Origin of the sequence: Streptomyces griseoflavus, assembly GCF_014649995.1 — a bacterium.
Classification (GTDB): domain Bacteria; phylum Actinomycetota; class Actinomycetes; order Streptomycetales; family Streptomycetaceae; genus Streptomyces; species Streptomyces griseoflavus.
The window spans coordinates 102599-114266 of sequence record NZ_BMUC01000008.1; the positions used below are offsets into that span (position 1 = coordinate 102599).

An 11668-nucleotide genomic window follows, 5' to 3' on the forward strand; every position below is an offset into this window, starting at 1 on the left:
GTCAGGGTCGTGAACACGCCGGAGCGACCCCGTGCCGCGCGGCGGACGACGGGCTGGCCGCCCCTTCCCGCCCGTGCTTTGATCGGGTCTCCCCCCACGTGATCCGGTCCTCCGAAGGGAAACGCGCCCCATGCACCTCGCCCCCCACCTCCACACCGCCGAGCTCTCCGACGCCGACCTGGACGCCGTCGCCGGCGGCCAGGCGGGCGCGGGCGCCGGCCTCCACGCCGGCATCCACGCCCAGCAGGGCGCCCTCGGCCTCCACGTCGAGGCCGGCGACGTCGGCATCACCGCGGGCGTGGGCGCCTCGGCCCCGGCCCAGGGCGTCTCGGTCGACGGCCACCTGCACGCCACCCTGTACTGAGGGCGACGCGGCCGCACGGGCACCGGGTCCGGGACGGATCCGGTGCCCTTTTTCGCGCCCGGGGAAGTCCCTAGGATCTGAGGGCCCGACAGAATCCTTGTCCCCACGCCCCAGGACACTCGCCATGACGCGACGCCACCGTCCCCGCCCCGCCCCCGTCCCGCCGGTGGCGGGATGAGCGACGGCCTGTACGTCTCGCTGGTCGCCGTCGCCGCGCTGTGGGGCGCGGTGGCGGGTGCGCTGCTGCCCCGGGCCGCCTACCGCTTCTCCGTCCCGTCGGGGGAGGAGTGGCGGACGGCGTGTCCGGCGGGGCACGGGGTGAGCGGGTGGCTCGGCGGCGCGCGGTGCGGGCGGTGCGCGGGGCCGCCGTACGGGCCGGGCGCCGCCTCGGTCGTCGTGACCGCGCTGGTCTGCGCCGTCCTCGCCGCCGCCACCGGGACCCGGCCCGAGCTGGCCGTCTGGCTGCTGCTGGCGCCCGTCGGGGTGCTGCTCGCGGTGGTCGACTTCCGGGTGCAGCGGCTGCCCGACCCGCTCACCCTGCCGTTCGCGGCGGCCGCCCTGCTCCTGCTGGGTCTCACCGCCCTCCTCCCGGAGCACGCGGGGGAGTGGACGACGGCCCTGCTGGGCTCCCTCGCTCTCGGCGCCGGCTACTACCTGCTGTACCGGATCAACCCGGGCGGCATGGGCTTCGGCGACGTGAAGCTGGCACTGGGCGCGGGCGCGGTGCTCGGCTGGTACGGCTGGCCGACGGTGATGCTCGGCACCCTCGCCGGATTCGTGTCCGGGGCGCTGTACGGGGGCGCGCTGGTCGTCGCCCGCAAGGCGGGACGCAGGACCGCCATCCCGTTCGGGCCGTTCCTGATCAGCGGTGCCTTCGTGGGGCTGCTGATGGGTGCGTACGCGGCCTGACGTCAGCCGTCACACACGGCTGACGTACGCTGGATCGGTCCGTCCACACCCCTTGTGAACCTTGCGAAAGGGACGCCGGTGACCGAGAAGGCCGACCTTCAGACCGTCCTCGACCGTGCCGCCGCCGGTGGGCGGATCACTCCGGAAGAGGCCCTCGACCTCTACCGCGACGCCCCGCTGCACGCGTTGGGCGCCGCCGCCGACGCCGTACGCAGGCGCCGGTACGCCGGTACGGAGCACATCGCGACGTACATCATCGAGCGGAACATCAACTACACGAACGTGTGCGTCACGGCGTGCAAGTTCTGCGCCTTCTACGCGGCCCCCAAGGACAAGGCGAAGGGCTGGACCCGCGACCTCGACGACATCCTGCGGCGCTGCGCGGAGACCGTCGAACTCGGCGGCACGCAGATCATGTTCCAGGGCGGCCACCACCCGGACTACGGCGTCGAGTACTACGAGAAGCACTTCGCCGCCATCAAGCAGGAGTTCCCGCAGCTCGTCATCCACAGCCTGGGGGCGAGCGAGGTCGAGCACATGGCCCGGATCTCGAAGGTGTCGGTCGAGGAGGCCATCACCCGGATCCACGCGGCCGGGCTCGACTCCTTCGCCGGGGCCGGCGCGGAGCTGCTGCCCGCGCGGCCCCGCAAGGCCATCGCTCCGCTGAAGGAGTCCGGTGAGCGCTGGCTGGAGATCATGGAGATCGCCCACGGCCTCGGCGTCGAGTCCACGTCCACCATGCTGATGGGCACCGGCGAGACCAACGCCGAACGCATCGAGCACCTGCGGATGATCCGCGACGTGCAGGACCGCACGGGCGGCTTCCGCGCGTTCATCCCGTACACCTACCAGCCCGAGAACAACCACCTGAAGGGCCGCACGCAGGCCACCCTCTTCGAGTACCTGCGGATGATCGCCATCGCCCGGCTGTTCATGGACAACGTCGCCCACATCCAGGGGTCCTGGCTGACCACCGGCAAGGAGGTCGGCCAGCTCTCGCTGCACTACGGCGCGGACGACCTCGGCTCGATCATGCTGGAGGAGAACGTGGTCTCCTCCGCCGGCGCCAAGCACCGCTCCAACCGGCTGGAGATCATCGACCTGATCCGTAGGGCGGGCCGGGTCCCCGCGCAGCGGTCGACCACGTACGAGCACCTCGTCGTCCACGACGACCCGGCGAACGACCCGGTCGACGACCGGGTGGTCTCCCACATCTCCTCCACGGCCATCGAGGGCGGCACCGCCCACCCGGAGCTCAAGCTCCTGCCCGCCAACTGACGCCCCGTGCCGACCCTTCACACCGCCGACGCCTCGCCCGGGACGGCCGTCCTGGTCGAGGGCGCGCTCATCGCCGCCGTCGGCCCGTACGAACAGCTGGCCGCGGCTCATCCGGACGCCCGGCTGCGGCGGTGGCCCGGCATCATGACGCCCGGACTGCTCAACCCCTACGGTCCGGAACTGCTGGAGCAGGCGTACCACCCCGACCCGCGCGAGGCGGACCGGCTCGGCAGCGAGCCGGTGTTCGGGGAGCGCGCGCGGGAGCTCCTCGCGGCCGGCCCGTCCGCGCGGGCCGCCAGCGCACGCCGCGGAGTGCAGCGCCTGCTGGCGCACGGCACGGTCGCGGTCGCCGGGCAACTGCGCGGCCGCGAAGCCCTGGACGCGGTGCGCAGGGCCGGGCTCGCCCGGGCGGGACGTCCGCCCGCACTGCCCGGGCCCGCGGCGCTCTCCCCGGTGCCCCTCGTGATGCTGCCGGGCCTCGGCGCGGGGAAGCCCGCGCGGTTCGCGGTGTTCGACGTGCCCGACCGGGACGCCCTCGTGCGGGACGGCGCGTCCACGTGTGTGGTCACCGTCGTGGGCGGCCGCCTGGTGTACCGGCGGCGATGACCGGCCCGCGGCCGGGACGGGACACCGCCGGGGGCCGGCCGGTGCGGGGCTGCAAGAATGGGCCCGTGACCCGCGCATCCCTGGACAAGCAGCCGCACGAAGTCGCCTCGATGTTCGACGACGTCGCGGAACGGTACGACCTGACCAACGACGTGCTGTCCCTCGGGCAGGACCGGCGATGGCGCAAGGAGGTCGCCAGGGCCGTCGACGCCCGGCCCGCGCAGAAGGTCCTGGACCTCGCGGCCGGTACGGGCACCTCGTCGATGCCGTTCGCCCGCAGCGGCGCCTACGTCGTGCCCTGCGACTTCTCCCTCGGCATGCTGCGGGTGGGCAAGCGCAACCACGCCTGGCTGCCGTACACCGCGGGCGACGCGACCCGGCTGCCCTTCAAGGACGACGTCTTCGACGCCGTCACCATCTCCTTCGGGCTGCGCAACGTGCAGGACACCGACGCGGCGCTGCGCGAGATGCACCGGGTGACCCGGCCCGGCGGGCGGATCGTCATCTGCGAGTTCTCGCACCCGACGTGGACGCCGTTCCGCACCGTCTACACCGAGTACCTGATGCGTGCGCTGCCGCCGGTCGCCCGCTCGGTGTCGTCCAACCCGGACGCGTACGTCTACCTCGCCGAGTCCATCCGCGCCTGGCCCGACCAGCCCGGACTGGCCGACCGGCTGAAGGGCGCCGGCTGGTCGCGGGTGGCGTGGCGCAACCTGACGGGCGGAGTGGTGGCGCTGCACCGGGGCTTCAAGGAGAGCTGAGCGCCACGGCGCGGGGCGCGGCGGGCTCCTCCGGTTCCCGGTCCGGCCCGCCCGGGGGCGGTGCCGGCCCGGCGCGGCTCGCGCACCCCTCCGCCGCCCTCGCCCGGACCGGAGCCGAACCACACGTGGACCACGGAGTGCCGTGGGACCTCGGTGCCGGGCCGCGGATACCGGCGTACGACGTGGTCGACGACGGTGAGCCGGAAGTCCGGCCGGTCCGGGGCGTCCACGAACGGTCCCCGCGCGCGGGCCGACGCGCGCGCGTCCACGGCCATCAGTCCGACCGGGCGCGGCACGCGCACGTCGGGCGTTCCGGGTCCCTCGGGTGTCACACGCACGGACGTCACCCCCCAGCGGTACCGGCACCGTGGACCGGTGCGGTGCCCGCCGGAAGCGCCGCGTGGCGTTCCGCGACCATCGGTTACTCCACGTCGTCGGAACGGAGGCCGAGGCGGTAGCAGTGGGCCTCGCGCCGCGACACCGGAGTCGTGAACGTCTCGGCGAGGCGCATCCCGAGCCGCCGGGTCACCGCCGTGGAACGGGTGTTGCGGGCGTCCACCATCGCCACCACCCCCGTCACGCCCGCCGCGCCCACCCGCCGCAGGGTCTCCCGGGCCGCCGCGGTGGCGTACCCCTTGCCCCAGTGCTCCCGCCCGAGCCGCCAGCCGATCTCGATCTCGCCCGTGGGGCCCCAGTCGCGCTCCCACGGCTGGGCGCCGGTGAAGCCGATGACCTGCCCGGACGCGTCCGTCATGGTCCACAGGCAGAAGCCCAGCTGGGCGTCGTGCCGGCGCTGACGGGCGGTCAGCTCCTCGTAGACCGACAGGGCCGCCGCCCTGCCGCCGTGGAACTCCATGACGTCCGGGTCGTCGAAGATCCGGTGCCAGGTGACGGCGTCCTCATGGGTGGGAACACGCAGCCGTACAGCGGGGAGAGCTCGGTTCACGGGGCAGCCCTTCAGCCGGGTGATCAATGCCGCTGAATAGACTGCCCGTGTCCAGTGCCGGTCGGCACGCAGATTCCGAACCCTGGGGAGATCCCGCCGTGACCGAGCCCCTCTCCGACAACACCGCCGATGTGATCGTCGTCGGCGCGGGGCCAGCCGGCTCCGCCACCGCCTACCACCTGGCCCGGTCCGGACTCGACGTGCTCCTGCTGGAGAAGACCGAGTTCCCGCGCGAGAAGGTGTGCGGCGACGGCCTCACCCCGCGCGCCACCAAGCAGCTGGTGGCGATGGGCATCGACATCTCCGAGGAGGCCGGCTGGCTGCGCAACAAGGGCCTGCGCATCATCGGCGGCGGCGTCCGCCTCCAGCTCGACTGGCCGGAACTCGCCTCCTTCCCCGACTACGGTCTGGTCCGCAAGCGCGACGACTTCGACGAGCAGCTCGCCCGGCAGGCCCAGAAGGCCGGCGCCCGGCTGTACGAGCGCTGCAACGTGGGCGCGCCGCTCATCGACGACCGGACCGGGCGCATCACCGGCGTGAAGGCCAAGCTCGGCGAGGACAAGCGGGAAGTCACCTTCCACGCCCCGCTGGTGGTGGCCGCCGACGGCAACTCCACCCGGCTGTCCCTGGCGATGGGCCTGCACCGGCGCGAGGACCGGCCGATGGGCGTCGCCGTCCGCACGTACTTCACCTCGCCCCGCCACGACGACGACTACCTGGAGTCCTGGCTGGAGCTGTGGGACCGCCGCGGCCCGCAGGACCGGCTGCTGCCCGGCTACGGCTGGATCTTCGGCATGGGCGACGGAACCAGCAACGTCGGCCTGGGCGTGCTCAACACCTCCGAGTCCTTCAAGGAGCTGGACTGGCGCGAGGTCCTCAAGGCCTGGTGCGCCTCCATGCCGGAGGACTGGGGCTACACCCCGGACAACATGACCGGGCCGATCCGCGGCGCCGCGCTCCCCATGGCCTTCAACCGCCAGCCGCACTACACGCGCGGACTGCTGCTCGTCGGCGACGCGGGCGGTCTGGTCAACCCGTTCAACGGCGAGGGCATCGCCTACGCCATGGAGTCCGGGCAGATCGCCGCCGACGTGATCGTCCAGGCGCACGCGCGGGCCACCCCGGCCCAGCGGGAGATCGCGCTCCAGCGCTACCCGCGCGTGCTCAAGGACACCTACGGCGGCTACTACACGCTCGGCCGCGCCTTCGTGAAGCTCATCGGCAACCCCAAGGTCATGCAGATCGCCGCCCAGCGCGGGCTGACCCACCCGATGCTGATGCGCTTCACCCTGAAGCTGCTCGCCAACCTGACCGACCCCACCGGCGGCGACGCCATGGACCGCGTCATCAACGGGCTGAGCAAGGTGGCGCCGAAGGCGTGAGGCGGTGTGTCCGCCGCCGTCCGGTGTGACCGCGGGGTATGCGCGACCGTGATCACCGCGTGACGCTTCCGTGGGCAACTGATCGTCAACTCCGGCTGTCGAACGGGACGTACCCAGCCGGGCACGTCCCGTTCGACGAAAGAGCCTTCCATGACACAGCAGGCAAACCGGCGCCTCCGGCCCCTCAGGGCCCTGGGGCTGGTGGCCGCCACGAGCCTGGTCGCGGCCGGTGCGGCGGGCACCGCCCACGCGGCCGACGCGCCCCTGCCCGTGACGATCACCGGCGAGGACCGGGTCGACCTGTCGCTCCACTCCGACAACGGTGACCCCTCGGAACCGCAGGTCGACCTGCGGCTGAACGCCCCGGGCGAGCCCTTCGAGGGCGACGGCGTCATCCCGCCCGTGTTCACCGGGGACTACACGATCCGCATCGACGCGAGCGGCCTGGCGGGCGTGGCCGAGGTGAAGCTCCCGTGCCGGGCCGACGGCCCGGTCGCCGTCTGCTCGGGCAGCGAGCTGTACGCGGGCGAGCGGTACAACAGGGTCGGCGGCATCCGGCTCGACGTCACCGGCGACAGCGAGGCCGGGGACTTCGGCAGCATCACCGTCACCGGTGAGGGCGAGGGACTGGAGTTCACGCCGCTCACCATCGACGTGCTCGTCGGCGGCCCCGAGTTCCTCAACCGCGCCCTCTCGGTGCCGGACGACCTGCGGGCGGGCGGCACCTACGCGGCGCCCGTGGGACTGCGCAACGCCGGCAGCATGCCCGCCGAGGGCGCGGTGCTGCGCTTCCGCGGCTCGCGCGGGGTGTCCTTCCCCGACTCGTACGGCAACTGCGCCTACGCCGAGGTGACCACCGGGCCCCTGCTGCGCCAGGGCACCGAAGCCATCTGCGTCTTCCCCGACCGCATCGACGCGGGCACCGCCTACGCCCTGGCCGAGCCGCTGAAGGTGAAGACCGCCGACTTCGCGCTGCACGACGTCTTCACCTACTCCTTCACCGCCGTCGCCCCGGACGAGGCCGCCGCGCTGCGCGCCGCCAAGGACTACCGGCCGGGCACCGGCGGGGACCTGACGCTGACGAAGCTCCCCTCCGCGAACCCGGCGGACTACTCCCGGTACGCGGACGTGGACCTGCCCGTGAGGAACACCTACGACCTGGAGCTGACCGGCTCCTCGCAGGCGGCCGCGGCCGGCGACACCGTCACGGCGGAGATCCGCTTCCGCAACAACGGCCCCGCCTGGATCAGCGCCCAGCGCTCCGGCGGCGAACCCATCGGCTTCACCGTGGCCGTCCCGGAGGGGGCGACCGTCACCAAGGCCCCCGAGCGCTGCGGGGAGAACACCATCGCCGAGGGCGTGAAGGGCTACCTCTGCTGGGTGAACACCCCGCTGCTGGAGGACGCCGAGCTGGACTTCCCGTTCGAGCTGCGCGTCGACCGGGTCGTCGAGGGCGCCAAGGGCAAGGTGGCGCTGCCCGAGTGGGACAACCCCTTCGACTCCGACCACGCCAACAACTCCGCCTGGATCGTGCTCAACGGCTCCGACGGGGCGACGGACGGCGGCACGGGCGACGGCGGCACGTCGGGCGGCTCCACCCCGCCCGGGTCCGGCGAGGAGGGCGACTCCGGGGCGAACGGCTCCTCCGGTACGAACGGAACGAACGGAACGAGCGGTACGAACGGCACGTCCGGTGACGGAGCGGGCGACGGGGCCGGGGGCGGCCTGGCCCTCACCGGCGCCGGCGGCGTGACGCTGGTCGGCGGGGCGGCGCTGCTGGCGCTGGGCCTCGGCGCGGGCGTCGTCGTGCTGCTGCGCCGGCGCGCACGGCAGGGCGGCGGCGTCACCGCCTGACACCGACGCCGTGAACGGCGCTGTGGGCGGCCGGGGTCCCGAGTACGGACTCCGGCCGTCGGCGTTCGCGCGGGGCGCCGCGAGGGGCCGTCACGGCGCTTCACGGAGCACCGTCGGCGCATGGGGGTGCCGTCACCCCGCCCCGCGGGTGGGACGATTCCGGCAATCGGGCGATCCCGGCCCGGTGTGCGGGGCGTGGACGGGGGCCGCGGTGGACGGGGGAGGGCCGCCGCCGGACGGCAGCGGCCCTTCGGTCCGTGAGGAGCGCGGCTCAGAGCACGCGCACGGCACCCGACGCGGGGTAGCCGGAGAGGTCCTGGATCACGACGCCCTTGGACGGGTTGGCGGCGTCCAGGTACTGGCCGTTACCGATGTAGACACCCGTGTGGTACGCGGATCCCTTGCCGCCCCAGTACAGGATGTCGCCGACCTGGACCTGCGACAGCGGGATGTCGGTGCCGACCGTCGACTGGTCCTGCGAGACGCGCGGCAGATCGACGCCGACCTGCTTGAACGCGGCCTGCACCAGGCTCGAGCAGTCCCACGCGTTGGGGCCGGTGGCGCCCATGACGTAGGCGTCGCCCACCTGCGCCTTGAGGAAGGCGATGACCGCTCCGACGCTGCCGCTGGCGGGCGCGGACGCGGTCGTGGCGGTCGCGGTGGTGGCCAGGGCGGTGCGCCCGGCGTCGCGCGACGCACGCTCGGCGGCGGCCTTGCGGGCCTCCTCCGCGGCCTTCTTCTTCGCCTCGGCCTTCTCCTTGGCCTCGGCCAGGTCCGCCTTGGCCTGCTGGGCGGCCTGGGCGGCGGCCGCGTCACGCTCGGCCCGCAGCTGGTAGTTCGCGGCGGCCTGCTGGGTGGCGTCCGCGGACTGCGCGACCTGGGCGGCCAGGTCGGCCGTCAGGGTGGGCAGTTCGAGGGTCTGCGTCACCGGCTCGGCGGCGTTCGCCGAACCCGACGCCCCGGCCACTGCCAGGGTGCTGAGGACGCCACCGGCAACTCCGGCCCGCATCGCCATCGTGGACGACGCGGTACGGCGGGGTTTCCGGTGGCTGCGTATGTGAGCGGTGTGGGACATGGGAACAACCGGTACCAGGGGCTGCTTCATATCTTCAAGAAACGTGTGCTGCGCCACAGTTGTTCAATCGGGGCCCCGAAAACCCGGGGCGGGGTTCTTTATTGACGCCACAACGGACATTGCGGGCGTCCGTGATCGGCCCGTGATCACGTACTTTCATCGTTACGTCCGAATTGCTCCGCGCCTACCACCGGTCGGGTCGGTTGGCCAACCCCTCCTTTCATCCGGCTCTCATGAACGTGACGCACGTCACGGAACGATTGCCGCTTCCGCCGCGTCCGGCGGGCCGGCGCGCTCCGGGCCGGGTGTTGACCGAGCGTGGCCGGATCGTGACGCCGTGACTTCGTGAACGCGTGCACACGTCCACATCCCGCCCCGGCGCCCCTCCGACGTGTGAACGCGGCTTCTATCAAGAGATCGAGTCCAGCGCCAATTTGCATGCACGGGAAGCCTCTTGATATGGAGACGGGCCCTCTGAGCTGCGCTGACCAGTCAAAATGTCACCTTTGGTGATCACGCGAACGCTTGGCGTGCGAAGATCACTGCTCATCCGACTTCATGATCGTTCGTCAGGTGGTGGAGATCACAAAGGTTGTGGAATACCCCGTGTCGCAGATCACAGACCCTCGGGCATAGGATGCGGAGCGGTTGGGCTTGTGACCTGCTTCACATGTTCTCGATCTTCGCCGGGGCGGGCGTGGTTCGTGGGGCAGTTGGGGCTGACGGAGCCCGCCGCACAACGCCAGCAGTCAATGCCGACTGAGAGGAGCGAGGAGCGGTGAACGCGTATGCGCCCATCCTCGTACTGGGAGCCCTCGGGGCAGGCTTTGCGATCTTCTCCGTGGTCATGGCCACGCTGATCGGTCCGAAGCGGTACAACCGCGCCAAGCTCGAAGCCTACGAGTGCGGTATCGAGCCGACCCCCACGCCGGCCGGCGGCGGGCGCTTCCCCATCAAGTACTACCTGACGGCGATGCTCTTCATCATCTTCGATATCGAGATCGTCTTCCTCTACCCCTGGGCCGTCACCTTCGACGCCCTGGGGATCTTCGGGCTCGTGGAGATGCTGCTCTTCGTGCTCACCGTCTTCGTCGCGTACGCGTACGTATGGCGGCGCGGCGGCCTGGAATGGGACTGAGGGGCCACTAGTCATGGGACTCGAAGAAAAACTGCCGAGCGGATTCCTGCTGACCACCGTCGAGCAGGCCGCGGGCTGGGTGCGCAAGTCGTCCGTCTTCCCGGCCACGTTCGGCCTCGCCTGCTGTGCCATCGAGATGATGACCACCGGCGCCGGCCGCTACGACCTGGCGCGCTTCGGCATGGAGGTCTTCCGCGGCTCGCCGCGGCAGGCGGACCTCATGATCGTCGCCGGGCGGGTCAGCCAGAAGATGGCGCCGGTGCTGCGGCAGGTCTACGACCAGATGCCGAACCCCAAGTGGGTGATCTCCATGGGGGTGTGCGCCTCCTCGGGCGGCATGTTCAACAACTACGCGATCGTCCAGGGCGTCGACCACGTCGTCCCGGTCGACATCTACCTCCCCGGCTGTCCGCCCCGCCCCGAGATGCTGCTGGACGCGATCCTCAAGCTCCACCAGAAGATCCAGAGCTCCAAGCTCGGCGTGAACGCCGAGGAGGCGGCCCGCGAGGCGGAGGAGGCGGCGCTCAAGGCCCTGCCCACGATCGAGATGAAGGGGCTGCTGCGATGAGCGACGCGAACGACACCGCGGGTGACGGCGTGAACCCCGAGAAGGACCTCTCCGCGGAGAACCTCCCCGGCCAGCGCGGCCGGGGCGGCGAGGAGATCCGCGTCCAGCGCGGCATGTTCGGCGCCGACAACGGCGGCGACACCTCCGGCTACGGCGGGCTGGTCCGCTCGGTCCGGCTGCCCGGGCCGGCGACCCGCCCCTACGGGGGCTGGTTCGACGAGGTCGCCGACGAACTCGAGGGCGCGCTGGAGGAGCAGGACCTGCTGCCCGCCAACGCCATCGAGAAGACGGTCGTCGACCGCGGCGAACTCACCTTCCACATCGAACGCGAGCACCTCGTCCGCGTCGCGCGGACCCTGCGCGACGACCCCGCCCTGCGCTTCGAACTGTGCACCGGCGTCAGCGGCGTGCACTACCCGAACGACAAGGGCCGCGAGCTGCACGCCGTCTACCACCTGCGCTCGATCACCCACAACCGGTTGATCCGCCTCGAGGTCAGCGCGCCCGACGGCGACCCGCACATCCCGTCGCTGTTCTCCGTCTACCCGACGAACGACTGGCACGAGCGGGAGACGTACGACTTCTTCGGCATCGTCTTCGACGGTCACCCGGCCCTGACGCGGATCATGATGCCGGACGACTGGCAGGGCTTCCCGCAGCGCAAGGACTACCCCCTCGGCGGCATCCCCGTCGAGTACAAGGGCGCCCAGATCCCGGCCCCGGACCAGCGGAGGTCGTACTCGTGAGTGCCCACCCGTCTCCCGGCCACCACCCCTCAACGACTCCC

The 11668-nt window shown here is 72.0% G+C and carries 12 protein-coding genes and 1 pseudogene; 10 read left to right on the top strand and 3 right to left on the bottom strand.

What is annotated here, in order from left to right; genetic code table 11:
• The first annotated feature begins 130 nt into the window (after positions 1 to 130).
• The 5 genes from IE172_RS18015 (at position 131) to IE172_RS18035 (ending at position 3918) form a co-directional block, all read left to right on the top strand.
• Positions 131 to 364 (top strand): hypothetical protein, encoded by a 234-nt coding sequence (locus tag IE172_RS18015; protein WP_190098270.1) that lies wholly within the window; start codon positions 131 to 133, stop codon positions 362 to 364.
• 174 nt (positions 365 to 538) lie between these two features.
• A complete protein-coding gene (locus tag IE172_RS18020) occupies positions 539 to 1273 on the top strand; it encodes a prepilin peptidase (RefSeq protein WP_190098271.1) in 735 nt (244 codons plus the stop codon).
• 78 nt (positions 1274 to 1351) lie between these two features.
• Positions 1352 to 2551 carry a cyclic dehypoxanthinyl futalosine synthase gene (gene mqnC, locus IE172_RS18025; RefSeq protein WP_190098272.1) on the top strand — a complete coding sequence of 400 codons (1200 nt, stop codon included), beginning with the start codon at positions 1352 to 1354 and terminating at the stop codon, positions 2549 to 2551.
• A gap of 6 nt (positions 2552 to 2557) precedes the next feature.
• A complete protein-coding gene (locus IE172_RS18030; protein ID WP_190098273.1) occupies positions 2558 to 3157 on the top strand; it encodes an imidazolonepropionase-like domain-containing protein in 600 nt (199 codons plus the stop codon).
• 65 nt (positions 3158 to 3222) lie between these two features.
• Positions 3223 to 3918 carry a demethylmenaquinone methyltransferase gene (locus IE172_RS18035; RefSeq protein ID WP_190098274.1) on the top strand — a complete coding sequence of 232 codons (696 nt, stop codon included), beginning with the start codon at positions 3223 to 3225 and terminating at the stop codon, positions 3916 to 3918.
• On the opposite strand, the pseudogene IE172_RS34590 reads toward IE172_RS18035, so the two are convergent.
• Positions 3905 to 4193 (bottom strand): annotated as a pseudogene (locus IE172_RS34590) (PASTA domain protein). The gene IE172_RS18035 and the pseudogene IE172_RS34590 overlap by 14 nt on opposite strands.
• Positions 4194 to 4339: 146 nt before the next feature.
• Positions 4340 to 4864 (bottom strand): GNAT family N-acetyltransferase, encoded by a 525-nt coding sequence (locus tag IE172_RS18040; protein ID WP_190098275.1) that lies wholly within the window; start codon positions 4862 to 4864, stop codon positions 4340 to 4342.
• A 98-nt stretch (positions 4865 to 4962) separates the two neighbouring features.
• On the opposite strand from IE172_RS18040, the gene IE172_RS18045 reads away from it, so the two are divergent.
• Positions 4963 to 6246 carry a geranylgeranyl reductase family protein gene (locus IE172_RS18045; protein WP_190098276.1) on the top strand — a complete coding sequence of 428 codons (1284 nt, stop codon included), beginning with the start codon at positions 4963 to 4965 and terminating at the stop codon, positions 6244 to 6246.
• Positions 6247 to 6396: 150 nt separating this feature from the next.
• On the top strand, positions 6397 to 8100 hold the full coding sequence (locus tag IE172_RS18050; protein ID WP_190098277.1) for a hypothetical protein: 1704 nt from the start codon (positions 6397 to 6399) through the stop codon (positions 8098 to 8100).
• Positions 8101 to 8371: 271 nt separating this feature from the next.
• On the opposite strand, the gene IE172_RS18055 is transcribed toward IE172_RS18050, so the two are convergent.
• On the bottom strand, positions 8372 to 9205 hold the full coding sequence (locus IE172_RS18055; RefSeq protein WP_190098278.1) for a C40 family peptidase: 834 nt from the start codon (positions 9203 to 9205) through the stop codon (positions 8372 to 8374).
• Positions 9206 to 9953: 748 nt separating this feature from the next.
• Between IE172_RS18055 and IE172_RS18060 the strand changes: the two genes are divergently transcribed.
• Genes IE172_RS18060 through IE172_RS18070 form a run of 3 tightly spaced genes read left to right on the top strand, consistent with a single transcriptional unit; the run spans position 9954 to position 11627 of the window.
• Positions 9954 to 10313: an NADH-quinone oxidoreductase subunit A gene (locus IE172_RS18060; protein WP_003974383.1), complete on the top strand. Its 360-nt coding sequence runs from the start codon at positions 9954 to 9956 to the stop codon at positions 10311 to 10313.
• A 13-nt stretch (positions 10314 to 10326) separates the two neighbouring features.
• Positions 10327 to 10881 carry a NuoB/complex I 20 kDa subunit family protein gene (locus tag IE172_RS18065; RefSeq protein WP_030565381.1) on the top strand — a complete coding sequence of 185 codons (555 nt, stop codon included), beginning with the start codon at positions 10327 to 10329 and terminating at the stop codon, positions 10879 to 10881.
• Positions 10878 to 11627: an NADH-quinone oxidoreductase subunit C gene (locus IE172_RS18070; RefSeq protein ID WP_190098279.1), complete on the top strand. Its 750-nt coding sequence runs from the start codon at positions 10878 to 10880 to the stop codon at positions 11625 to 11627. Before IE172_RS18065 ends, IE172_RS18070 begins: the two co-directional genes overlap by 4 nt.
• The last annotated feature ends 41 nt before the right edge of the window (positions 11628 to 11668 follow it).

Excerpts from the sequence above, each read along its gene's own strand:
- IE172_RS18015 (WP_190098270.1), top strand. The coding sequence starts at position 131 with ATGCACCTCGCCCCCCACCTCCACACCGCCGAGCTCTCCGACGCCGAC.
- IE172_RS18020 (WP_190098271.1), top strand. The coding sequence starts at position 539 with ATGAGCGACGGCCTGTACGTCTCGCTGGTCGCCGTCGCCGCGCTGTGG.
- IE172_RS18050 (WP_190098277.1), top strand. The coding sequence starts at position 6,397 with ATGACACAGCAGGCAAACCGGCGCCTCCGGCCCCTCAGGGCCCTGGGG.
- IE172_RS18055 (WP_190098278.1), bottom strand. The coding sequence starts at position 9,205 with ATGAAGCAGCCCCTGGTACCGGTTGTTCCCATGTCCCACACCGCTCAC.
- IE172_RS18065 (WP_030565381.1), top strand. The coding sequence starts at position 10,327 with ATGGGACTCGAAGAAAAACTGCCGAGCGGATTCCTGCTGACCACCGTC.
- IE172_RS18070 (WP_190098279.1), top strand. The coding sequence starts at position 10,878 with ATGAGCGACGCGAACGACACCGCGGGTGACGGCGTGAACCCCGAGAAG.